The organism is Bradyrhizobium sp. AUGA SZCCT0222, assembly GCF_018130205.1.
Lineage (GTDB): Bacteria > Pseudomonadota > Alphaproteobacteria > Rhizobiales > Xanthobacteraceae > Bradyrhizobium.
Genome location: NZ_JAFCLX010000026.1, coordinates 1 through 22,315, shown reverse-complemented (window position 1 = coordinate 22,315; position 22,315 = coordinate 1). Strand labels below are relative to the sequence as shown.

Below are 22,315 nucleotides of genomic sequence, written 5' to 3'. Positions count from 1 at the left end.
CCGGTGCGCAATTGCGCACCTGAGGTTCGCTTCGCGCCCCGGAATGACAGCGTCTTGTACTTGCGATCAGGCCGCGCGAACGCGGGCCAGGAACTTCTCGACCTCGGCCTTCAGATGCAGGCTCTCGCCCGACAGCGCCTGCGCCGAGGCAAACATGCGGTTGGAAGTCTCGCCGGTCTCGCCCGCGCCCTGAGCAGCGTTGCGGATGTTGACGGCGACGTCGGCGGTCCCGCTCGCGGCGGCCCGGACGCTCTGGGCGATGTTGGCCGTCGCACCGCGCTGTTGTTCGACCGCGGCCGAAATCGAGGTCGCGATATCGCTGATGCGCTCGATGGTCTGGCCAATCGCCTTGATCGCGCTGACCGACTCTTCGGTGGCAAGCTGCATGCTGCCGATCTGACTCGAGATCTCCTCAGTGGCCTTGGCGGTCTGGCCGGCGAGGCTCTTGACCTCCTGGGCCACCACGGCAAACCCGCGGCCGGCATCGCCGGCGCGGGCGGCCTCGATGGTCGCGTTGAGTGCCAGAAGATTGGTCTGCTCGGCGATCGAGGTGATCAGCTTCACCACGTCGCCGATCCGCGCGCCCGCCTCCGACAGCTCATTGATGCGCTGGTCGGTGGCCGCGGCCTGCTTGACGGCGTCGGCCGCGATCCCGTTCGATTCCTGGACGCGGCGGGTGATCTCGGCAATCGAGTTGGAAAGTTCATCGGAAGCAATTGCTGCGGTGCGGACATGCTCGGAGGCGGTCTCCGACGCGCCCGCCGACTGGCCCGAAAGCCCGGCGGTGGTCCGCGCGGTCTCGGTGAGTTGCTTGGCCACGCGCTCGAATTCACCCGAGGAATTCAGCACCTTGTCGAGGATACCGCCGACGCTGGTCTGGAACTCGTCGACGAACCCGCGCAATTCGGCCTTGCGCTGTTCGACGGCTGCAGAAGCGGCCGCGGTCTGTTCGTCGCGAAGCCGGCGGCGCTCGAGCGAGTTGTTCTTGAACACCGCAACCGTGCGCGCGATCTCGCCGATCTCGTCCATGCGCTCGTCGCAATCGATCTCGACGTCACTGTTGCCGTTGGCGATGGCGGTGAGCGAGGCCGTGACCGAGATCAGCGGCTTGGTCACGCGGCGCACGATCAGCATCGTCAGCAACATCACCAGAAGCGCTGCAATGGCCGCTGCGATCGCCATGTTCTGAATGGCATGCGACAGCATGGTCTCGAACTGCGCCATCGGAATGCCGACATAGAGAACGCCGATGACCTTTCCGGTCGAATTCGCAATCGGGTAATAGGCCGTCATGAACGTCTTGCCGAACAGCGTGGCCGGCCCCTTATAGGCCTCGCCGCGACGCAGGATCGGTTGTCCGGGATGGTCAGGTGCAAGCTGGGTGCCGACGGCGCGGTCGCCATTTTCCTTCTTCACGTTGGTGGAGCGGCGGACGAACTGGTTGCTGGCCTCGTCATAGACGAACAGCGTCGCGTTGCCGCCGACATAGCCGACCGAGCGATCGACGATCGCGTGGTCCTTGAATTCGGGCATCTTCGCCGCTTCGGCCTTGGCGACCATGCCGTCTTTCAGCGTGATCTTGGCGTCGGGATAGGTCTCGGCAAAGGACAGCGCCAGCGTGCGCAGATTGACCTCGATGTCGCGAAGCGCCCGGTCACCGAACTCAGAGTTGAGCGACCAATAGGCCGCGCCTACAACCAGCGCGGTATTCACCGCGATCAGGAGGACGGCCGAAATGACTGCCTTGGTGCCAAGACGAAGTTTCAGCGACGGCAGGAGTTTTCCAAACGACGGCATGGACATGTGCAATTTTCCCCAAAATCGGGCTCAATTTGACGGTTCTTGCTTACGATCGCATTAATGGATGCAACCCTAGGCAAAGGCTTGGGAATTTGATGAAATTGATGCGTGCATGACGAGTCCTCGCCCTGCCATCGTCTGGTACCGTGAGGATCTGCGCCTTTCAGACCACCCCGCCCTGCTTGCGGCCGCCAACACACAAGCGCCGGTTGTATGCCTTTTCGTGCTCGACGAGAGGACGCCGGGCGTTCGTCCGCTCGGAGGTGCTGCCCGCTGGTGGCTGGCGCGGTCGCTGCGCGCCTTGCAGGAGAGCCTCCGGGGTCGGGGCGTGTCCCTGGTGTTGCGCCGGGGGTCGGCTTCCACGGTCATTGCCAGCCTTGCGCGCGAGGTCGATGCCGGCGCCGTCTATTGGAACGAGATTGCGCAGGCACCCCACCAGCGGGTGGCGGATCAGGTCGCGGCGGCACTCGGTGGTGTTGCCACTCACAAATTTCCCGGCGACCTGCTGGTGGCGCCGAGCCAGATCCGCAACAAGGAGAACCGCGGCCTGCGGGTGTTCACGCCGTTCTGGCGGCGGGTGCAATCCCTCGGCGATCCGCCAAAGCCGCTGCCGGCACCGAAGAAGCTGAACGGCATATCCGCTATTGCCAGCGATGCGCTGGAAGACTGGCATCTCGAACCAACCCGCCCCGATTGGGCTGGCGGCTTGCGCGAAAACTGGCGGCCTGGCGAAGCCACGGCGCAGGCGCGGCTCAAGGCATTCCTCGCCGGCGGTATCGCCGGCTATTCCGGTGATCGCGACCGCCCCGACCGCGAGGGCACCTCGCTTCTGTCGCCGCATCTTCGCTTCGGCGAGATCAGCCCGCGTCAGGTCTGGCACGCCGCAAAATTTGCCGCGGCCGAGCACCCTCCCCTGTCATCCGATATCGATAAATTCCTCAGCGAACTCGGCTGGCGCGAATTCTGCCGTCATCTGCTCTATGACGTGCCGGATCTCGCAACGCGCAATCTGCAGCCATCGTTCGACGCGTTTCCCTGGAAGCACGACACCAAGGCATTGCGCGCGTGGCAGCGCGGGCAGACCGGATACCCCATTGTCGACGCCGGCATGCGCGAACTCTGGCACACCGGCGTGATGCACAACCGTGTGCGGATGGTGGTGGCCTCGTTCCTCGTCAAGCATCTCTTGATCGACTGGCGCGAGGGCGAGCAATGGTTCTGGGACACGCTTGTCGATGCCGATGCCGGCAGCAATCCGGCCAACTGGCAGTGGGTCGCCGGCTGTGGCGCCGATGCCGCTCCCTACTTCCGCGTGTTCAATCCAATCCTGCAGGGCGAGAAGTTCGATGCCGATGGCGTCTACGTCAGGCGCTGGGTGCCGGAGCTGAAGCAACTGCCTGACAATTTGATCCATCAACCCTGGACCGCGACACCGCTTGAACTGGCAAGCGCCGGCATCGAACTCGGCAAAAACTATCCGCGGCCGATCATCGAGCACAAGGTTGGTCGTGAACGCGCGCTCGCGGCCTATGCGAGCATTCGCAATCGCTGAACTAGAGCGTTTTCCAGCGAAGTGGACCGGTTCGCGTCAAGAAAACGCGTCAAATCAAAAATCTAGAGCCCCGTTCCGATTCCATCGGAACGGAAAAGGCTCTAGGCAGTGCGCCGGTTGACCAGAAACACCGCAGCCGCGCACGCGGTCATGCCGACAAGCGCTACTCCATCGAGCTGCTCGCCAAACAGCACATAGGCCATCAGCGCCGTCACCGCCGGCACCAGATAGAACAGGCTCGCCACCGACGTCGCCGCCGAGCGGCGGATCAGCCAGTACAACAACCCGATCGATCCGATCGAGAGCACCACGACCAGCCAGCTCAGCGCGAGCACGAACTCCGTGGTCCAATGCACCACATTGTCCTCGAACAGCCATGCCCCGAGCCCGAAGAAGATCGTAACCGCGATGTATTGCACGAGATTACCCGCACGCCAGTCGATTTCGTTGCAGTACCGCCGCTGGTAGAGCGTGCCGAGCGTGATGCTGATCAGCGACACGCCGGAGGCAAGCCAACCCCAGCCCGCGTCGCCGCTCATCGGCCGATTGTGCAGGATCAGCACCACGCCCGCTAGCCCAAGCAAAAGGCCGGCCCATTGAATGGCCGTGACGCGCTCGCCGAGCCAGCGGTTGGCGATGGTCGAGGTCAGGATCGGCTGCAGGCCGGGGATCAGCGCGGACAGCCCCGCGGGAATCGAATGCGCAATCGCAATCGCGGTGCCGCCGAGATAGAACCCGTGCACCAGAATGCCGGCGACGGCGCTGTGGAAGATGCCGATCCGATCCGGCCAGCGGGGCCGTGCGATCGCGACGATGCCAGCCATCAAGACGACCACCAGCGCCATCCGGATCGCGAGATAGGTCAACGGATCGGCGTTGTTGACGACGTATTTGGTGGCGATGAAGCCGGTGCTCCACAGCACGACGAAAATCGCCGGCGCCGCACGCGCGGCAAGATCTTCAAGGTCACGGTTCATTTGCGGAAGCGTAGTGCCCGATCATATGCTATGCGGCAAGGACTGATCGCGCGGGTCGCTCGCGCGCTACGACATGACCACATCGCAATACCTTGAACGAGGAATAACCATGGATGTTCGCGCCGCCGTTGCCACCGCCGCCGGCAAACCGCTGGAAGTCACGACGGTCCAGCTTGAAGGGCCGCGCGAAGGCGAAGTGCTGGTCGAGATCAAGGCCACCGGGGTCTGCCACACCGATGAGTTCACGCTGTCGGGTGCCGATCCCGAGGGATTATTCCCCGCGATTCTCGGCCATGAGGGTGCGGGCGTCGTGGTCGACATCGGCAAGGGCGTCACCAGCGTGAAGAAAGGCGATCACGTCATTCCGCTCTACACGCCGGAATGCCGGCAGTGCCCGTCCTGCCTGTCGCGCAAGACCAATCTCTGCACCGCGATCCGCGCAACGCAAGGCCAGGGCCTGATGCCCGACGGCACCTCGCGTTTCTCGCTCGGCGGCAAACCTGTTCACCACTACATGGGCACTTCGACGTTCGCCAACTACACCGTACTGCCGGAAATCGCGGTCGCAAAAATCCGCGAGGACGCGCCGTTCGACAAGGTCTGCTACATCGGCTGCGGCGTCACCACCGGGATCGGCGCCGTCATCAACACCGCCAAGGTCGAGCAAGGCGCCAAGGCGATCGTGTTCGGCCTCGGCGGCATCGGGCTCAACGTGCTGCAGGGACTGCGGCTCGCCGGCGCCGACATGATCATCGGCGTCGATATCAACAACGACCGCAAGGCGTGGGGCGAGCGCTTCGGCATGACCCACTTCGTCAATCCAAAGGACGTCGGCAAGGACCTCGTGCCCCACCTCGTCAACATGACGAAGTCGGGCGCGGACCAGATCGGCGGCGCCGACTACACCTTCGACTGCACCGGCAATGTCACCGTGATGCGGCAGGCGCTGGAAGCCTGCCACCGCGGCTGGGGCCAGTCGATCGTGATCGGGGTCGCGCCCTCAGGCGCCGAGATCGCCACGCGACCGTTCCAGCTGGTGACCGGCCGGGTCTGGAAAGGCACCGCGTTCGGCGGCGCGCGCGGCCGCACCGACGTGCCGAAGATCGTCGACTGGTACATGCAGGGCAAGATCCAGATCGACCCGATGATCACGCATGTGATGCCGCTGAGCGAGATCAACAACGCGTTCGAGCTGATGAAGCGCGGGGAATCGATCCGTGGCGTGGTGACGTTTTAGGGAGTGGTGATGACACACAGCCAGCGCGATTGCGCTCGGTTCAAAACGCTTCCGGACAGGGATCGACGATCTTCCAGAGCTCGCCACCGTTCTTGATCTTCTTCATCTCGGTGGTGAGCCCGCCATTGCGGCGGATCCAGTCCTTCACGGTGTCCGGATAATAGGACATCAGGTCCGACGTTCCGTCGGAGCTCGTGACCTTGATGCCGAAGGTGAAGGCCTTGTCGTAATAGGCCTGGTGGAAGCCGAGGCTTGCCTTGGGCGTCACGCAGATCTTGTTCATCGGCACGATGCCGAACACCAGTGTGCAGGCCGAGTTGCAGATGCCGTCGATGATGACGCGTTCCTTGCGCTCGCGGATCCGCTTGTACTTCGTCTTGTATTCCTCGACGTAGCCGCCATGGTCGCGCGTGATGTGCAGATCGGCCCGCGCCGGGGTCGCGACCAGAACCGAGAGGGACAGCAGGGCAAGGGACGTGATGCGCATGGGTCGATTCGGAACCGGATAGCCTTGTAAAGCGGAAGGTGGTCCTTGAGGTCCAGACCACACCGCAGAACCTTGGCCGGACTGTGTTGGGATTTCGTTAAGCATCCTTTAGGGGCCAAAAATAGGCAAGCTTCCGCCAGTTTTCCGGAGCTTTTCCTGTCGTTTTGCGTAAAATTCCCCCCGGACCGGCCAAAACTGTCTAGTTTCCAGTGGGATTTTCCGGAGAATCAAAATGCCCAAAGCCAAGTCTTTAATCGCCGCCGCCCTCTTTGCTGCCGCGGCCCTGGCGCCGAGCCTGGCGGACGCCCGCCATAACCGGCACCACCGCCAGCACTGGCCGTTGCCCTACCCGATCAGCTACCTGCACAATTACGGGCCCGGCCCCCAGCCCGGCACTTTTGCCTATTATGACGGCCCCTCGACCAACCACTGCCGCCAGGGCGCGGCCGCCTACATCGGCCAGGGCGGCCGGCACCCCTGTTACTAAACGTTCCGCTGCTGGCCCTGCCCGGACAAGTCTGATAATCGGGCGGGCTACAGGCACTCGTAGCTCAGCTGGATAGAGCATCGGATTTCGATTCCGAGGGTCGGGAGTTCGAATCTCTCCGAGTGCGCCATTTCGGCGCAAGGCCGGGCCGCCCACCACGCATTCGAGAGCGATTGATATGAGAAAGATGATCCTGGCGCTGGCGATCCTGTATCCGGCCGCGGCGTTTGCTCAGGGAACGGCCACGCCCGCCCCCGCGAACCCGGCCCCTCCTCCGACGGTTGGCGACAAACCGCTGGTGCAGGTCGGGTCGAAAAAACCTCCAGCCGAGAAGAAGTCGGCAAAGGCGGCGCCCGCCAAGCCCCTGTCCATCGCGCAGAAGCTGCAAGCCTGTCAGGATATCGACGACGCGACGAAGGAACGCCTGACCTGCTATGACGGCGTCTATGCGCCGCAGCCGAAACCCAAGCCGCCGGCCGCCAAGAGCGCCAGTGAATGCCGGTTCGTGAAGGAGGAAGACGAGCGGCTGACCTGCTTCAACCGTTTTGTCGACAAAATCCCGCAATTGCCGCGGTAACCGTCAAAACCGCCCGGCCTGGGGGCGGCGCAGTCGCAAGCGGCGCATGAGACCCTTACCAGGTGTTGCTCCCGAAGAAGCCAAAGCCAAAGTGCTGCTGCTGGGCGACGCGCATCGGCGACGGCTGAACCGAGCGAGCCTTGGCGACCTTGCGCTTGCGCGGAGCCTGCGGCTCCACCTTCTTGGCTTCAGCCGGTACGAACTGGGCAAAGGTGTCACGCACCCGAGCCTGGGCGTTGATGTCGGCAATCGGCGCAGCCGGAGCCGCCGCGACCTGGGTGGTCAAAGCCGGCGGAACAATGGTGGGAAGGCTCATGTCATAAACCACGCGTTCCGGCGGTTTCTGGTCGGAACGGATCCGCACCACGGTCTTGTCGATCGAGCCTGTCGAATTGCTGGCCACGGCGACCTGTTGCGGGGCAAAGGCATCGAGCGCGAACAACAGCGCGAGCAGCGCTGCGCCGACAAACAGGAAATAACGCGCTACGGGCATTGGCGTGGCTCCCCCCGCACCATTCGCGCGGTTCAATCGCCTAACAGGAGATATGGTGATTAGTTCCTGGGGCATCCCCAAGGTTCAACGGCGGCGATCACATTTTCGGGTTCGCAAGTCAGGTTCGCAGCGCTAGGTTCGACTTGCCGTCACCAGCGCACATTTCGCCTTGTTTGCGTTAACATTGACGAAGCCGACCAGCACACCTGAATAGTGCTTCCGGCTCCTGGTGTTCACGGTGTCCGGGATCACCCGCCGCCGGTCGGTCAAATGGCTGCCGTCCCTGCGGGTAAAGGCACAGGCAATTTCGACATCCTTCACCGGATAATCATTGGCGTTACGCAGCGTGAAGGTAACGAGCGCCTTCGAGCCGAGGCCGCCCCTTCGCCATGATTGCGAGGAAATCCTCAAACCCTCGATCGGCGACTTCGATTCCGGCGCAATCGACAACGGTGCGGTCACCGCGGCGGGCGTCGCCATCTGGTCTGGATTTGCCAAGGAACTCGCGGCGGGAGCCGCCCCATCTTCAACCAGGGATACATTCTGCGCGTAGATGGTCGGGGAAGGTTCCGCTGCGGCGTTGCCCTCGGCGTCGCTCGGTCCGGGAAGCATCATCCAGATCGCGCATCCCGCGATTGCGATGGCCGGCAACGCGAGCAGTCGCGCTTGCGGGGCTCCGAACGACCGTCCAGCGATCATCATGGCCATGCCCTCACCCGGCGGCGATAGCGGTCGCCGCACCCGCACATGAAAAAGGCCCCACGGGCGTTACACCGTACGGCCTCTCACACGACTGCCGCTGTACGGTTCCGCCGCTAGCTCAATAATCACCCACGGCCAGAATGGTTGCACGCAAGCTCGACAATTCTGCGGTGCCAGGCGCACGACAGGGGATGGAATTGCGGACGGCCGGCCGCTAGATTGGCGGCGCGAAGACGCTTGGGGGAGACCGAATATGCCGACAGTAACTTGGGACCATGTCCATTTGCGCAGTCCCGATCCGGAAGCGACCGCAGCCTGGCTTGCCGACATTCTGGGCGGCGAGATCGTCCGCGGACCAGGCAGGATCGACGTCAAGCTCGGCGGCGCCAACGTGTTCATCGCCCCTGTTGCGGCCGGAGACGGCGTCAACACGCCGCCGGTGACGCCGTATCAAGGCCTCGATCATTTCGGGCTGACGGTAAAGGACATCGACGCCGTCGCCGCCGAGATCAAGGCCAAGGGCGTCGAGTTTACCAAGCCACCGACCACGATCCGGCCCGGCGTACGCATCTGCTTCATCCGCGGACCGCAGGGCATTTCCATCGAGCTCCTGGAGCGCGACCAGAAATACGCGTGATTCACCGCGCTACGTCATTGATCCCGGCATAAAGCAGCGGATGGTCAATCCGGCGTAGCCACGAATCGGCCATACCATGGTTCGGCCGACGCGGTTGGGTTCCGTAATCACCGCGTCTTCGGGCACATCGAACCATTCGCCCTCGATGCGCACGCGGTAACGGCCGTTGCTCGATTCCCAATCGACATCGCTGACTGCGCTGCCGTCGGCATCGGAGCAACACGGCCCCTTCCCGCTTCTCAAGGAGTCGAACCATTCCTTGAGCGGCGAATGGGCGTAACGGCCGTCCAGATCGCGCGTATGCCCGACCTGCGCGGCAATAGCCCACAGCGCCACGACACCCGATCTCAGCAGTGTCTTTCGCCAGCCCCCATGGCGGTTGCCCGAAGTTCCGCGGTTGTCATTCTCGGTGTTAAGACGCGGCGCATGGCCGCCGGAATTGATCCAGTTGCTCACCTGTCTGTTGCTCCAACACCCACCGGCCGGTGCGCAACAGGCGATGCATTTCGCGGGCCAACCTGATTCGGAACCCGCCGCCAGTCATCCGCGTGTCATGGCGGCGTTGGGCTCGCGCCGGTATATTTGCGGCCGGTATTTGCGGCCTGCCACGTTGACGCCGCAGGTTCCGCTTTGGCATAAAAGATAACCGGGTTCCGTGGGCGCGGAGGCCGGGATTGGGACGTCATGAAGAACGGTCTGTATTCGATCCACGTCAGCCTGCTGGACGGGCGATCCGGCAAGGGCAGCGGTGTGATTCTGTTCCGGGATGGCCAGATCCTCGGCGGCGATGCCTATCTGTTTTACACCGGCAGCTACACCGTGAAGGGCGATACCTTCAAGGGCGAGGTGCTGGTGCAGCGTCACACGTCGAGCCCCGATGCCAATCCGCTGTTCGGCGGGCCGGCCCCCGTCGGCATTGGCGTATCCGGCACCTTCACCGATACGCGCGGAACCATGAACGGGACGGCGCTGGTCGGCAAAGCCAGCCAGATTTTCGGCGCCACGCTGCGCAAGCTGGCCGATACGAACTAGGCCAGCCGCCGCTCATCGGTAGAATATCACACCGTCCTGCGCGGTGCGGCTGTTGCAGCATCGCCAGTGTTGGGCGTGCCGATGGGCTCGATCAACAGTAGATGGACCTCTTCCCTCGCAACGGGCCGATGCTCGACGCCCTTGGGCACCACATACATCTGCCCCGACCCGAGCGTGATCGTTCGATCGCGCAGCTGAATATCCAACACGCCCTTCAGCACGAGAAAGAAATCATCCGTGTCATCGTGCTTGTGCCAGACGAATTCACCTTTCACTTTCACAACCATGACGTCGCAATTGTTGAACTGCGTAACCGTGCGTGGCGACCAGTGCTCGGAGAATGTGGACAGCTTCTCCGACAAATCAATTCCATTGCTCATCGATGATACCCGATTGCTACTCTGCCGCCATTTCAAGCGGCGCGATGCGCGGCAGGATCATCTGGATCCGCGTGCCGCCTCCCGGCTCCGAATCAAGGTCGAGCCGCCCGCCGAGTCGGTTGGTCACGATGCTGTAGACGATGTGCAGGCCAAGCCCGGTGCCGCCCTGGTCGCGCCGTGTCGTGAAGAACGGATCGAACGCGCGGCGACGAACGTCGAGGGTCATGCCGCATCCATTGTCGGAAAACAGAACCTCGACATTGTCCTTGCCTGACTCGCGCACCTGGATATCGACCGTGCCCGGCTTGCCGTCAGGGAACGCGTGCGCCACCGAATTGAGAAACAGATTGGTCAGCACCTGTCCGTAGGGCCCGGGATAGCTGTTCATCGTCAGGTTAGGCTGGCAATCGACATTGAGCGTCAGATTGTGTTTGCGAAGGCCCGGCCGCAAGCTCATCACCACCTGCTCGGTGAGATCGCCAAGATCGAAGCTGCGCTGGTCGGAATAGTTGCGGTCGGCGGCGACCTGCTTGAACGACTGGATCAGTTCGGCGGCGCGATTCAGATTGGCGACGAGTTGCGACGACGCGTCGCGACTGGTCTCGAGAAAATCGGTCAAACTGGAACGCCGCAGCTCGCCACGCGCCACCTCGGCGGTGAAATTCGCCGCCTTGCGCTCCAGCGCGGAGGCGACCGTGAGACTAATGCCAACGGGATTGTTGACCTCGTGTGCGACGCCCGCCACCAGCCGCCCGAGGGCTGCGAGTTTTTCGGCTTCGATCAGCGAATTCTGCGTTTCCCGCAAATTTCGCAGCGCGCCTTCCGCGGCGTCCTTGGCCTTGCGCATCTCGAGTTCGACGCGCTTGCGCTCGCCGATGTCGAGCGCGACCGTGACGATGTTCTCGATCTCGCCCGACGCGTCCAGTAGCGGCAGCTTGTTGACCAGCCATTGCCGCATATTGCCGGTGGAATCCTTGTACTCTTCCTCATAGAAGCCGAGTTCGCTGCCGCCGGCCAACACGCGCTTGTCCGGCTCATCGGTCTTCGCCGCGCCATAGCGTGACATCAGGTCGGCCGTGGTGCGACCGATGGCTTCCCCAGGCTCGATGCCAAAAATACCGGCCATATAGCGGTTCATCAGGAGATAGCGGAGCTGCTTGTCCTTGACGTTGATCACCGCGGGCACGGTATCGATCACCTGCTGCAGCAAACGGCGGCCTTCGGCGACCGCGTCCTCGGCCCGTTTTTGGTCGGTGATGTCGCGGACCGTTCCCTCGTAACGGACCAGTTCGCCATCCTCGTTGCGCACGGCGCTGGCGCTGTCCGAGAGCCAGAGCACCGTCCCGTCGCGCGCGCGAACCTGGTATTCGTACTCGCGTACCATGCCGTCGCGTTCCATCAGCCGCTCATATTCAACCCGCGCCTGCGGATCGACATAGACGGATTCGGAGACGTCGCCGAGGCCGTTGATCAGATCCTGCGGCGTGGCGTAACCCATCATCCGCGCCAGCGCCGGGTTGGCGTTGAGCAGTGCGCCTCCGGGCGTGGTGACGTAGATTCCGTCCACCGACGCCTCGAACAATTTTCGATAGCTTTCCTCGGCGAGACGCTGTTCGGCCAGCGCGCGTACCGCCGCCTCGCGCGCCGCGTCGGCATCGACCAGCGTCTGGCGAAACACTTCGGCGGCTCGCGCGATATCGCCGATTTCGTTGTCGACATCGGTCTGCGGGATCGAGGTGCTCTTTTCTCCGCCGGCCACCTTGCGGATCGAGGTTGCGATCGTCGCGAGCGGACGCACCGTGCGCCTGACCACCAGCAGCGAGGCGAACAGCCCGATCAGGACACCGGCGGTGCCGAGCACGATGCTCTGCCATTTTGCTTCCGTCAGCGTCCGGGCGAAATCGCGGGACAACACATGGCCGCGACGCGCGCTGACCTCGCGCAATAATTCGGTCACGCGCTGGATCAGGCGGCCCTCCGCGCCCAGGACCTCCTTGTCGATGTCGGATATCTGCCGCTCGCGGGTCGAGATGTTGATAATCGCGAGGGCATAATCATCGACGGCCGCGCGAAGCTTCGGCTCCGCCATCGTCATCGAGCGCATGCTTTGCGCCGCCAGTTCGGCGGCGGACGGATTTCGCGCCAGCAAAGCCGAGGTAATCTGGCTTTGGGTCTGAAACAGGGCCGACGCGATCAGTGGATCGGGGGTGTCGGCGATCGCGGCATCGAATTTCTCGCGCAGCGGCGGTAGCCCGACAATCAGCTCCGCGCGGCGGTTGATCAGGGCGGAAATACGTTCGATGCCGCTGCGGTAGGTCGACAGGCGCTCGGTGACGCCGTCGATCATGTCCTGCTGTTCGGGAGCAAGCTCCAGCCGGGTTTTCTTCAGGACCTCGCCGAGCGAGGTCGCCGCCTCGCCGACCTGGACCGATTGGGTGCCGGGGTCGGTGACGAAATCCCGGGCCGCCAGACGCAACTCGTTCATGCGCCGGTCGATATCCTCGGCGAGGTCGCCGACGCTTTGCAGCCGCTGCAGCTCGCCGAAGGTCGCATCGATGTGGCGGATGGCGATGACGCTGGCGGTGGAGGTGATGATAATCACCGCCAGCACCAGCATGAAACTGCCGAATGTCAGCTGGCCGATCGACAACGAGAACGATCGCGTCATTGGCGAATTCGGCGGCAATTCAGAGGTCATGTTATTGAGGCCGGGCTCCTATCGGCCGCAATATACGACGTTATTCGGGTCGTGGGGAACATGCTGAAATAGCTCGCGAAGCCGGCCAGACCGGCCGGGCGGTGCGCCGGTCCACGCCCGCTGGGTCACGCTGGCGTCACACTGCCAGTCCAGGCTGCCCCAATCCGGGATTCCGGCCGCGGCGGGGGCTTCGCCGTGCGGCAAAATGGCCATAGCTGGCCTCCGGCCCCGGTCGGCATGATGCCGGCCACCTTGGCCCACACCGCGACATCGGACCTGATCGCACCTCACCCTAGCCCTCCACAGGCCGCAACGCCTTTAGCAGGTCGGACGGCATCATGCCGAACATGTCCCGAAAGGCGCTGCTGAAATGCGCCGAACTGGCAAAGCCGGCGGCGTGGGCGGCTTCCGTCAACGATGAGCCCTCGCCGCAGGCGCGCACCGCAGCGCCCATCCGGTTCCAGATCCGGTAGCGCCGCAACGGCACGCCGGTCTCCGCCTTGAACAGATGCAGGAATCGCGACGCCGACAGGCCCGCATGTTCCGCCAACTCCGTCAGGCGGTGCGCCCGGTGCGGTTCGTCCCGCATCAGCCGCAGCGCCGCCGAAATCCGTGCGTTGGCTTTGGTGCCCGTGCCCACGCCCAGCAGTTCGCTGAGCGACAAACGTCCGTCGCGCGCCGCGATGCGGTCTTCGGCAAGGCCGGTCATGATCTCGATCACCGCGGATTCTTCCCGCAGTTCAAACGCCGCTCGCGCGCGCGTATCCGTCATTCGCGCCAGCAATGCCTTGAGGTCGCGTCCGAGCGGATCGACATAGAGGAACGCCATGCGCCCGCGCGCAATCCGCAGATGATGCAGGCTGTTGGGCAATATCAATACGCTACGGGTGGAACGATAGTCGGTCGCGGTGTCCGTGGGGTCGTCGGCCACTTCCAGCGCCGCATCGAGGCCGATGGCAAGTACGGCGGTCGCATTGCGGTGCGGCGTCAATCCGAAGGCCGGGCCGAGATAGAGCACGCGGGCGCCCCACCCCAACAATTTCGCCTCGCCGATTGCGCGCATAGCCAGTTTCTGAAAGCCCGGATGGTTCCGGCGAATTTAGGGTGCCGGACCGCAACAGGACCCAGCACGATGACAGATAAGCCTGATGAGACCGACAGCCAAGCCGCGATCGAGCGCAACCGAGAGGCCGTGACGCGCTATGCGCGCGCCTGGCTTGCCGGCGACCGCGCCGCGCTCGCGGCTTGCTACCATGAAGATTTCACGCTGCACTATTTCGGCCGCAACCCGCTCGCCGGCGACCACAGGGGCAAGATGGCCGCGCTCGCGATCCTGGCCGAGGTCACCCGCCGCACCAGCCGAAAACTGCTCGGCATCGTCGACATCATGGCCGGCCCCGAGCGCGGCGCGCTGCTGGTGCGCGAGCGCTTTGAGCGCGACGGCAAGGCTAAGGAATTCGAGCGGCTGCTGGTCTATGCCGTGCGCGATGGGTTGCTGGGGGAATGCTGGGTGTGGGACCAGGACCAGGCGGCGGTCGACGCCTATCTCGCGTGAGCTACGCCGGCACCGGTTTCGGCCTCCGCGCCGGGATCGTCATCGCGGCGACGCCGACAACCACGCAGGCTAACCCGATCCATACCGTCGAGCTCAATTGCTCGCCGAGGAAGGTCACGCCAAACGCCACACCAATGGGCACGCGCAGATAGGCCTGCGCGGTGGCACCGACTGATCCGAGCGTCTGGATCAGACGGAAATAAATGACGAACGCGAGCGCGGTCGAGAATACGGCGATCGCGAGCAGCGCCAGCAGCGAATGCATCGACGGCGCCAGCGTCCAGGGACGGTCGACAACGAGACTGAGCGGAATCAGGATCGCGGCGCCTGACAGCAGCGATCCCGCCGCCGGCGCCATCGGATCGAGCCCCCCGAAATTGCGGCCGAAGATCGCCGCGCCGGCATAGCAGACCGCGGCAAGGACACAGACGATCTGCGCGATCAGTTGCTCACCAAGGCCGCCCAGCGCCTGCACGCCGACGATCAGGCAGATGCCGGCCATGCCAGCGATGACGCCGATCAGCTTCCGTGAGGTTACCGCCTCGTGACGGGTGATCGCGAATGTCAGGAAAAACGTGAATATCGGCGCGGTCGAATTGAGGATGGTGGCGACGCCGGCGTCCAGCGCCTGTGCACCCCAGGCTACCATGGTCCAGGGAATGACGCTGTTGAGGCAGGCCTGGAACAGGAAGCGGCGCCAGTTCGCGGCATCAAGCGGCAATTTCACCCCGCGCCAGTGCATGATGACGACCAGCAGCAGCCCGGCGATCAGCGTACGGCCCGCGATCAGGGTGATCGGCGGGATCGTCTCCACCGCTACTTTCAGGAACGTGTAGGACGCGCCCCATGCCGTCGCGAGCAGGAGCAATAGCCCGAGTTCGCTCGCGATCGCCTTGTGTTGCGGTTGGCTTTCGCCCATGTCGGTGATTCCGGTCCTGATCCATGCCAGGGCCGGACATTACAGACTGCAGACTTGCGATACTTCGTTCATCACCGAAGTGTGCATGCGTGCATCAGCCGACCGAGCCGACCTCGAACACGTCGCCGTCATAGCCGGCCTCGAGCGGAATCCGCAGCTGACGGCCGCCATTGTTCCTGGTCATGATCGGCGTCACCGTGACGACGGACTTGCCTCTGGAATCCTCGAGCGCGGCCTGCACGCTGTCCTGCTTGCCGAGCTTGATCAGGTTGCGCGTGGTCGGGAATGGCAGCTTGAATCGGCCGCTCTCGCCGCCTTCCAGCGCCTCGCGCGGCGACACCCAGATCGAGTCGGTGGATTCCTTGCCGTCATGGGCGCCGACCTGTTCGGGCGGCGCGGCGGCGAGGAAGAACCAGGTATCAAAACGCTTCGGCATGCCTTCGGGCGTGATCCAGTGCGCATAGGGCACGAGTTCATCGAGCGCCAGCACCATGCCGTTGTCGGTCAGAACTTCTCGGAAGCTGATCTTGCTGTCGCAGAGATCGGCGCGATGTGCGGTCTCGATCTCGCTGGCCCTGACGGCGTCGACCAGCGTCTTCGATCCCTTCGGCCGCGCCAGCAGGATGCCGCTCTCCTCAAAGGTCTCGCGGATCGCCGCGATGCGGAAGCTGAGCGTGGCCTCGTCGAGCCCCTCGCCGCCCGAATAAAGTTCGGGCGCCGCGATGATCTCCTGGTCGCCCTTGTCGACGCTGCCGCCGGGAAACACCAGCGCGCCGGAATTGAAGTCGATCTCATAATGGCGAACCATCATGAAGACCTCGATTTCGGCGCGGCTCTTGCCGTCGCCCTTCTGCGCCGTGGCGTCGCGCAGCAACAGGATGGTGGACGCAGGGCGCGGTGCTTTGGCGGGTTCGGTCATAACACTCAACTCCTCAAAACCTCATCCTGAGGAGCGGCCTCTTGGCCGCGTCTCGAAGGATGATTAGGAAGCACCGGGGCCTCATGGTTCGAGACGCCGCTTGGCGGCTCCTCACCATGAGGGACAATCAACCCGCCGCACTGGATTGCGGTTGCAGATTGGCGCGGCGGTCGACCCGCGCCACCCGCGACAGCAGATACTCGACTTCGGCCTTTGCCGTCGCGGTGATGGTCGCTCCCGGCTTGCGCTGCGCGCTGGAGGCAATCACGCCGCGCTTCTGCAGCACATATTTGCGCACCGCGAGACCGGCGCCCGGCTGCTGCTCGTAACGGATCAGCGGCAGATGCGCATCGAACAGATCGTGCGCGGCGTCGCGCTTGCCGGCCTTCTGCAGTTTTACGACATCGATCAGCAATTCCGGGAAGGCGTAGCCGGTCATGGCGCCATCGGCGCCGCGCTCCATCTCGAAATCGAGGAACATACCGCCATTGCCGACGAGAATGGACATCGGCTTCAGCGAGCCGTCTTTCTGGAAACCGCGCAAGGTGGAAATCTTCTCCAGCCCCGGCCAGTCCTCGTGCTTGAGCATCACGCAGGACGGGCTATCCATCACGATCTTGCGGATCACCGCGGGCGTGAACACGACGTTGAGCGTCAGCGGATAATCCTGCAGCACCCAGGGAATTTCATCGCCGATGGCTTCCTGCGCCTGCTTGAAATAGCCCGTGATCTGGTCGTCGGTGCGTAAGTGCGGCGGCGGCGCGATCATCACGCCGGCAGCGCCCGCATCCATCGACGCCTTCGCCAGCGAGCGCATGGTGGCAAAGCCCGGCGCCGAAACGCCGACGATGATCTGCATGTTCTTGGCGCGCTTGACGAAGCGGATCGCCACCTGCTCGGCCTCTGCCGCATCGAGCTTCGGCGCCTCGCCCAAAATGCCGAGCACGGTGACGCCGTCGCAGCCGACTTCGGCATAGAAATCGGTCAGCCGGTCGATCGATTTCTCGTCGATGCGGCCGTCATCGTGAAACGGGGTCGGCGCAATCGCAAAAGTGCCTGCGGCCTGGGCGGTGAGCTTCATGGTCAATTTCCGTAGTTAGGAGTGAGCGAGCGATATCCCTGATCCAGTGATACCACCTACTTGCGGCCGTCTCAAAGCGAGAGATTGAGCCTGGGAATGAACCTGCCGGGGATCGAGCCGGATGGAACAACGCCATCGTCGACCGCCCCCATGCGACGGTAGAACGGGGCCGCGTCCGGATCGGCGTCGATCAGCATTGTCGTGGCCCCGGCGGCGCGTGCCGTGGCCTTGGCCCAATCGAGCAGCTGTCGGCCGGTGCCGGCGCGAAGCATGCCCGGTTCGACAAACAGCCTTTCGAGCTGCGCGACATCGCCTTCGGACTTCACCTCGGCAACGCCGGCAAGACGGCCATCGACTTCAGCGACCTGAACGCGGGATGACATGATGACCGCAGGCGTCATCGTCAGCTCCCTTCGGCAAGCCTGCATGAAGGCCGCGTCATAGCCCCAGACGGCCTTCGAGCGCAGGCACAATTCGGTAAGTGCCGGCGCTTCCTCGGGACGAGCGGGCCGCAGTGCGAGCATAGCGCCTCCTTCGGGGATGAGACGGGCGTCAGAAGCGGCGTGCGCCCATCTTGATCTGCTCCTCGGAGAAGAAGATCTCCTTGGCATGCTCGACGATATCCTGCGCCTTCCAGGCCTCGCCCGGCGGCTTCCAGCCTTCCATTTCCATCATCCGCATCTCGCGGACGCCGCGGGGACCGGAAACACCGAGCGTCTTGCCGGTCTGGTCGCCCGAGAGATCGCTGACCATGTATAGCACCGCCGGCGCGATGCCGTCGGGCCCAAGGGCCGCCTTTGGGTTCTCGATGTAGCGCGGCAGGTCCGCGGTCATGCGGGTTAGCGCACCCGGAGCGAGCGTCCAGATCCGGATGTTGTATTTGCGGCCCTCGATCGCCAGCACATTCGACAGTCCCCAGATACCGCCCTTGGCGGCGCCGTAATTAGTCTGGCCGAAATTGCCGATCAGGCCCGAGGTCGAGGACGTGTTGACGATGACGCCGCCGCCGTTCTCGCGCATCCATTTGAACACCGGCTGGGTGCAGCAGAAGGTGCCTTTGAGGTGCACCTTCAGCACCTTGTCCCAGTTGGCCTCGTTGGCCTTGGCGAAAGTCTCGTCGAGCAGGATGCCGGCGTTGTTGACCAGGATGTCGGCGCGGCCGAAATTCTTGATGGCGTCGTCGAACACCGACTGGCCACCGGCCATGGTCGAGATGTCGGCGCCGTTGGCGACCGCGCGGCCGCCCTCGGCCTTGATCGCCTCGACCACTTTCTGCGCCATGGACTGGTCGCCGCCGGAGCCGTCGCGGGGACCGCCGAGATCGTTGACCACGACCGCCGCCCCTTCGCGCGCGAACAATTTGGCGTAGGCCTCACCCAGCCCGCCGCCCGCACCGGTGATGAGCGCGACCTTGCCGTCGAGTAATCCCATGGTGGTTTCTCCTTTTTATTTGTTGCCGTCATTCCGGGGCAGCCCGCAGGGCTGAACCCGGAATCTCGAGATTCCGGGTTCGCGCTATCGCGCGCCCCGGAATGACGGGCTAACCCAGCACCGTCTTGCCGCTCTTGATCACCGTGACGTTCCGCGACTTCACCTTGGCTTCGAAAGAAACGACGTTGCCGTCCTTCCACAATTCCATCGTCACGGTCTCGCCGGGATAGACCGGCGAGGAGAATCGCGCCGCGTGCTGCCGGAAGGCGGACGAGTCATAATCGGCATAGGTCTGCAGCACGCCGCGGCAGGTGATGCCGTAGGTGCACATGCCGTGCAGGATCGGTTTTGGGAAACCGGCCTTCCTGGCGAATTCGGGATCGCTGTGCAGCGGGTTGCGATCGCCGCACAGGCGATAGACCAGCGCCTGATCCGGGCGCGTGGAAATATCGACGATCTTGTCGGGCGCGCGGCTCGGCACCTTGTGCGGCTCGGGCTGGCCTTCGGACGGTCCGCCGAAGCCACCATCACCGCGCGCGAAACGCGAGGCGACCAGTGTCGCAAGCTTCTCGCCCTTCTCGTCCCTGAGCACGGTCTGGTGGCGGATCACCGCGCCCTTGTCCTTGCCCTTGTCGAACACGTCGAGCACGGTCGAGTCGGCCGTGATGTGCGCCGCGCCGGGCAGCGGCTTGTGGAAGGTGATGTCGCGCTCGCCATCGACCACCATCACGCGATTGAGATTCATCTCGCCGGGACCCGCCCCCCAGGCCGCCACCGAGGCGAACGTCGGGACCACCTTGAGCGGACGCGGCGTCAGCGTGCCCTCGTTGACGAAGGCCAGTTCGTTCTCGTCCATCGGGTCCGCGCCCATCCCGATGCCATAGGCGTAGAGCATCACCTCGCGGTCGGTGTAGGCATATTTCTGGCCGAGATTTTTCAGGGCCATCAGCTCTTCATACTTGATCGGCATTTTCGCGCGTCCTTCCCGAATTCTTTCTTTTCACCGCGCCCGTTAATGCGCCCTCTCCCCTTGTGGGAGAGGGCAGCACCGGCGCTCGTTACAAACTCACTTGGGTGAGGGGTTGCTTCAGCGAGCAGATGAGCCAGCCGATAGAACCCCTCATCCGGCGCTTCGCGCCACCTTCTCCCACAAGGGGAGAAGGGAAGAATTAAGCCGGCGTGAAGAACGGCAATGGCGCGCCGTCGGTCGGCTTGAACACGACTTTGACCTTCTGGCCGATCTTGAGCTTGTCCATGTCGCAGTCGACGATGTTGGTCTGCAGCGACGGGCCTTCCTTCAGCGTGACATAGGCGATCGCGTAAGGCCCGGTGGGGGATTTGCGCATCAGGCTGAAGGTGTAGATCGTCGCCTCGCCGGAGCTCTCCTCCCACTCGGTCTTGTCGGAGAAGCAGAACGGGCAGATCGAGCGCGGGAAATAATGCGGCTCGCCGCAGGCGGTGCAGCGCTTGATCAGGAACTTGCCCTGTTTGGCGGCTTCCCAGAACTGCGCGGTCTCGGGGTTGCCTTGCGGCACGGGGAGTTTCTTTGCTTCGGCCATCACGCACGCTCCAGAATGCAGGTTGAGGCGGCATGGCGCACGCCGAGAAGTCCGCCGGTGCCATGGGCGACCGCTAGATCGCAGTTTTGCACCTGCACCTTGGGATGCGCTTCGCCGCGCAGCTGGCGCACCGCTTCGATGATTTTTGTCATGCCACCGCGATTCACAGGATGGTTGCTGCAGAGGCCGCCGCCATCGGTGTTGAACGGCAGTTTGCCGACGCCGGAAATCAGATTGCCGTCGGCGACGAACTTGCCGCCCTCGCCCTTTTTGCAGAAGCCGAGATCCTCGAGCTGCATCAAGACCGTGATGGTGAAGCTGTCATAGATCGAGGCGTATTTGATATCCTTCGGCGTGACGCCTGCTTCCTCGAACGCGCGCGGGCCGGACCAGACGCCGGCAGAATAAGTGAGATCGAGATCCTTGCCGCCGCGCGGGCCCTTCATCGCCTCGCCATGGCCGATCAGGCGCACCAGCGGCTTCTTCAGGCTCTTGGCGATTTCCGGCGTGGTGACGATCAGCGCGCCGCCGCCATCGGTGACGACGCAGCAATCCATCCGATGCAGCGGATCGGAGATCATCGGCGAGTTCAAGACGTCCTCGACGGTGACGACTTCCTTGAGCATCGCGTGCGGGTTGTACTGGGCGTGATGCGAGGCCGCGACCTTGATCCAGGCGAGCTGTTCGCTTGTGGTGCCGTAGTCGTACATATGGCGCATGGCACACATGCCGTAGGCATTGTGGGTGGTCGCGCCATAGGCGGCCTCGAAATCGGCCTCGGCGCCGGCGGCGCGCGGCGGCATCGGGCCGGTGCGCGGCTTGCCGGCGAGCGTGATCAGCGCGATCGAGCATTTGCCGGCGGCGATCGCCTCGGCGGCGTGGCCGAGATGGATCAGATAGGAACAGCCACCGGTATCGGTGGAATCCATGTGGCGCACTTTGAGGCCGAGATAGTCGACCATCGGCCACAGGCCGCCGGGGGCATCGCCGGCGCAGAAATAGCCGTCGATGTCGGCCTTGGTGAGCCCGGCGTCCTCGATCGCGCCCTTGGCGACCTCGGCGTGCAACTGCGCGGTGGATTTATCGGGTGCGTGCCGGGTGGGATGTTCGTAGATCCCGGCAATGTAGGCTTTGCCCTTGATGGTCAAATCATTCTCCGCTGGCGTTTCTTATTTCCAACGTTTTTCTGGCCTGTCGGGAGGGCCTTGGCAAGCGAGGAAATATTCCGTCAGGCGAGACGGTAGCGACTGGACTCAAGTCGGGATGATTATGGGCGAACATCGTATCAGGTCGGGATGGCGACAGCGTCATACTCACTCGTCGTCCCGGCCTTGAGCCGGGACCCATACTCCGTGGCGCTCGTGGTTGCAGAAGGTCTCTAACGCCGGCGATCTCACCGATGGGCCGCGGCGTATGGGTCCCGGCTCAAGGCCGGGACGACGAAGACATGATCTCGCATTCTCGCGGCGCTGATCGCCCGAAGTTTTGCAAATCGTTTCGCCCTCTCAAATCAGAGGGCGCAGGGAATGCCGGATGCGCGCTGCACCCGCGGTCTCGCGTGCGATTGTGCTAAGAAAGCTGCACACGAGCATACAGGGCAGCGGAGAACATCCGACATTCCCTGCGCAGTGGCTTTACGGCTTATGACGCGCTCTCCCCGGTGAGACGGCCTCTATTGCCACCGTCGCCCCTCGGAAGCGTTGGCTCCCGAAAGACTTGACGCCGTTACGGGCGCCAGGACCACACGCTTTTGCCGTACGCCTTTGCCGCGACCGTCAATCGCAACATCAGC

At 63.6% G+C, this 22,315-nt stretch carries 24 protein-coding genes and 1 tRNA gene; 8 read left to right on the top strand and 17 right to left on the bottom strand.

Annotation, left to right across the window (positions count from 1 at the left end; all coding sequences use genetic code 11):
* Positions 1-66: 66 nt before the first annotated feature.
* Positions 67-1,803: a methyl-accepting chemotaxis protein gene (locus JQ629_RS22105; protein ID WP_502753234.1), complete on the bottom strand. Its 1,737-nt coding sequence runs from the start codon at positions 1,801-1,803 to the stop codon at positions 67-69.
* A 109-nt stretch (positions 1,804-1,912) separates the two neighbouring features.
* Here JQ629_RS22105 and JQ629_RS22100 point away from each other — a divergent pair, with 109 nt between their 5' ends.
* Entirely contained in the window at positions 1,913-3,352 is a 1,440-nt protein-coding gene (locus JQ629_RS22100) for a cryptochrome/photolyase family protein (protein ID WP_212414440.1), read from the top strand.
* A 101-nt stretch (positions 3,353-3,453) separates the two neighbouring features.
* On the opposite strand, the gene JQ629_RS22095 is transcribed toward JQ629_RS22100, so the two are convergent.
* Positions 3,454-4,329: a DMT family transporter gene (locus JQ629_RS22095; RefSeq protein ID WP_212414439.1), complete on the bottom strand. Its 876-nt coding sequence runs from the start codon at positions 4,327-4,329 to the stop codon at positions 3,454-3,456.
* A 109-nt stretch (positions 4,330-4,438) separates the two neighbouring features.
* Between JQ629_RS22095 and JQ629_RS22090 the strand changes: the two genes are divergently transcribed.
* Positions 4,439-5,566, top strand: coding sequence for an S-(hydroxymethyl)glutathione dehydrogenase/class III alcohol dehydrogenase (locus JQ629_RS22090; RefSeq protein ID WP_212414438.1), 1,128 nt, complete (start codon positions 4,439-4,441; stop codon positions 5,564-5,566).
* Between the two features lie 40 nt (positions 5,567-5,606).
* Here JQ629_RS22090 and JQ629_RS22085 read toward each other — a convergent pair whose 3' ends face one another.
* Entirely contained in the window at positions 5,607-6,053 is a 447-nt protein-coding gene (locus JQ629_RS22085) for a hypothetical protein (RefSeq protein ID WP_212266139.1), read from the bottom strand.
* Positions 6,054-6,285: 232 nt separating this feature from the next.
* Between JQ629_RS22085 and JQ629_RS22080 the strand changes: the two genes are divergently transcribed.
* The 3 genes from JQ629_RS22080 (at position 6,286) to JQ629_RS22070 (ending at position 7,117) form a co-directional block, all read left to right on the top strand.
* A complete protein-coding gene (locus JQ629_RS22080; protein ID WP_212266138.1) occupies positions 6,286-6,540 on the top strand; it encodes a hypothetical protein in 255 nt (84 codons plus the stop codon).
* Between the two features lie 53 nt (positions 6,541-6,593).
* A tRNA-Arg gene (locus JQ629_RS22075) sits at positions 6,594-6,670 on the top strand.
* A 57-nt stretch (positions 6,671-6,727) separates the two neighbouring features.
* Positions 6,728-7,117, top strand: coding sequence for a hypothetical protein (locus tag JQ629_RS22070; RefSeq protein ID WP_409363289.1), 390 nt, complete (start codon positions 6,728-6,730; stop codon positions 7,115-7,117).
* Between the two features lie 55 nt (positions 7,118-7,172).
* On the opposite strand, the gene JQ629_RS22065 is transcribed toward JQ629_RS22070, so the two are convergent.
* Both JQ629_RS22065 and JQ629_RS22060 read right to left on the bottom strand, forming a co-directional pair.
* Entirely contained in the window at positions 7,173-7,610 is a 438-nt protein-coding gene (locus JQ629_RS22065; protein WP_212414437.1) for a hypothetical protein, read from the bottom strand.
* 132 nt (positions 7,611-7,742) lie between these two features.
* Complete coding sequence (locus JQ629_RS22060) at positions 7,743-8,318, bottom strand: hypothetical protein (RefSeq protein ID WP_212414436.1); 576 nt, start codon at positions 8,316-8,318, stop codon at positions 7,743-7,745.
* Between the two features lie 247 nt (positions 8,319-8,565).
* On the opposite strand from JQ629_RS22060, the gene JQ629_RS22055 reads away from it, so the two are divergent.
* On the top strand, positions 8,566-8,949 hold the full coding sequence (locus JQ629_RS22055) for a VOC family protein (protein WP_192733798.1): 384 nt from the start codon (positions 8,566-8,568) through the stop codon (positions 8,947-8,949).
* Between the two features lie 9 nt (positions 8,950-8,958).
* On the opposite strand, the gene JQ629_RS37780 is transcribed toward JQ629_RS22055, so the two are convergent.
* Positions 8,959-9,405, bottom strand: a complete 447-nt coding sequence (locus tag JQ629_RS37780; RefSeq protein WP_212414435.1) for a hypothetical protein — start codon at positions 9,403-9,405, stop codon at positions 8,959-8,961.
* Positions 9,406-9,633: 228 nt separating this feature from the next.
* Here JQ629_RS37780 and JQ629_RS22045 point away from each other — a divergent pair, with 228 nt between their 5' ends.
* Complete coding sequence (locus tag JQ629_RS22045; protein ID WP_192733799.1) at positions 9,634-9,981, top strand: GrlR family regulatory protein; 348 nt, start codon at positions 9,634-9,636, stop codon at positions 9,979-9,981.
* A gap of 26 nt (positions 9,982-10,007) precedes the next feature.
* Here JQ629_RS22045 and JQ629_RS22040 read toward each other — a convergent pair whose 3' ends face one another.
* The 3 genes from JQ629_RS22040 to JQ629_RS22030 all read right to left on the bottom strand — a co-directional run bounded on the left by JQ629_RS22040 (position 10,008) and on the right by JQ629_RS22030 (position 14,122).
* A complete protein-coding gene (locus tag JQ629_RS22040; RefSeq protein WP_212414434.1) occupies positions 10,008-10,361 on the bottom strand; it encodes a cupin domain-containing protein in 354 nt (117 codons plus the stop codon).
* 16 nt (positions 10,362-10,377) lie between these two features.
* Positions 10,378-13,059: a PAS domain S-box protein gene (locus JQ629_RS22035; protein ID WP_212414433.1), complete on the bottom strand. Its 2,682-nt coding sequence runs from the start codon at positions 13,057-13,059 to the stop codon at positions 10,378-10,380.
* Positions 13,060-13,351: 292 nt separating this feature from the next.
* A complete protein-coding gene (locus tag JQ629_RS22030) occupies positions 13,352-14,122 on the bottom strand; it encodes a helix-turn-helix domain-containing protein (RefSeq protein WP_212414432.1) in 771 nt (256 codons plus the stop codon).
* Positions 14,123-14,191: 69 nt separating this feature from the next.
* Between JQ629_RS22030 and JQ629_RS22025 the strand changes: the two genes are divergently transcribed.
* Entirely contained in the window at positions 14,192-14,614 is a 423-nt protein-coding gene (locus tag JQ629_RS22025; protein WP_212387991.1) for a nuclear transport factor 2 family protein, read from the top strand.
* 1 nt (position 14,615) lies between these two features.
* On the opposite strand, the gene JQ629_RS22020 is transcribed toward JQ629_RS22025, so the two are convergent.
* From JQ629_RS22020 to JQ629_RS21985, 8 genes are all read right to left on the bottom strand, one after another.
* Positions 14,616-15,533, bottom strand: a complete 918-nt coding sequence (locus JQ629_RS22020) for a DMT family transporter (protein WP_212414431.1) — start codon at positions 15,531-15,533, stop codon at positions 14,616-14,618.
* A gap of 94 nt (positions 15,534-15,627) precedes the next feature.
* On the bottom strand, positions 15,628-16,452 hold the full coding sequence (locus JQ629_RS22015; RefSeq protein WP_212414430.1) for an NUDIX hydrolase: 825 nt from the start codon (positions 16,450-16,452) through the stop codon (positions 15,628-15,630).
* Between the two features lie 127 nt (positions 16,453-16,579).
* Complete coding sequence (locus JQ629_RS22010) at positions 16,580-17,533, bottom strand: dihydrodipicolinate synthase family protein (protein ID WP_212414429.1); 954 nt, start codon at positions 17,531-17,533, stop codon at positions 16,580-16,582.
* 71 nt (positions 17,534-17,604) lie between these two features.
* Entirely contained in the window at positions 17,605-18,057 is a 453-nt protein-coding gene (locus tag JQ629_RS22005) for a GNAT family N-acetyltransferase (RefSeq protein ID WP_212414428.1), read from the bottom strand.
* A 28-nt stretch (positions 18,058-18,085) separates the two neighbouring features.
* Complete coding sequence (locus tag JQ629_RS22000) at positions 18,086-18,964, bottom strand: SDR family oxidoreductase (protein ID WP_212414427.1); 879 nt, start codon at positions 18,962-18,964, stop codon at positions 18,086-18,088.
* A gap of 109 nt (positions 18,965-19,073) precedes the next feature.
* The gene (locus tag JQ629_RS21995) at positions 19,074-19,934 is read right to left on the bottom strand and encodes a MaoC/PaaZ C-terminal domain-containing protein (protein ID WP_212414426.1); all 861 of its coding nucleotides are present in this window, start codon (positions 19,932-19,934) and stop codon (positions 19,074-19,076) included.
* Positions 19,935-20,133: 199 nt separating this feature from the next.
* Positions 20,134-20,523: a Zn-ribbon domain-containing OB-fold protein gene (locus JQ629_RS21990; protein ID WP_212414425.1), complete on the bottom strand. Its 390-nt coding sequence runs from the start codon at positions 20,521-20,523 to the stop codon at positions 20,134-20,136.
* Positions 20,523-21,671: a thiolase family protein gene (locus tag JQ629_RS21985; RefSeq protein WP_212414424.1), complete on the bottom strand. Its 1,149-nt coding sequence runs from the start codon at positions 21,669-21,671 to the stop codon at positions 20,523-20,525. Before JQ629_RS21985 ends, JQ629_RS21990 begins: the two co-directional genes overlap by 1 nt.
* Positions 21,672-22,315: the final 644 nt, after the last annotated feature.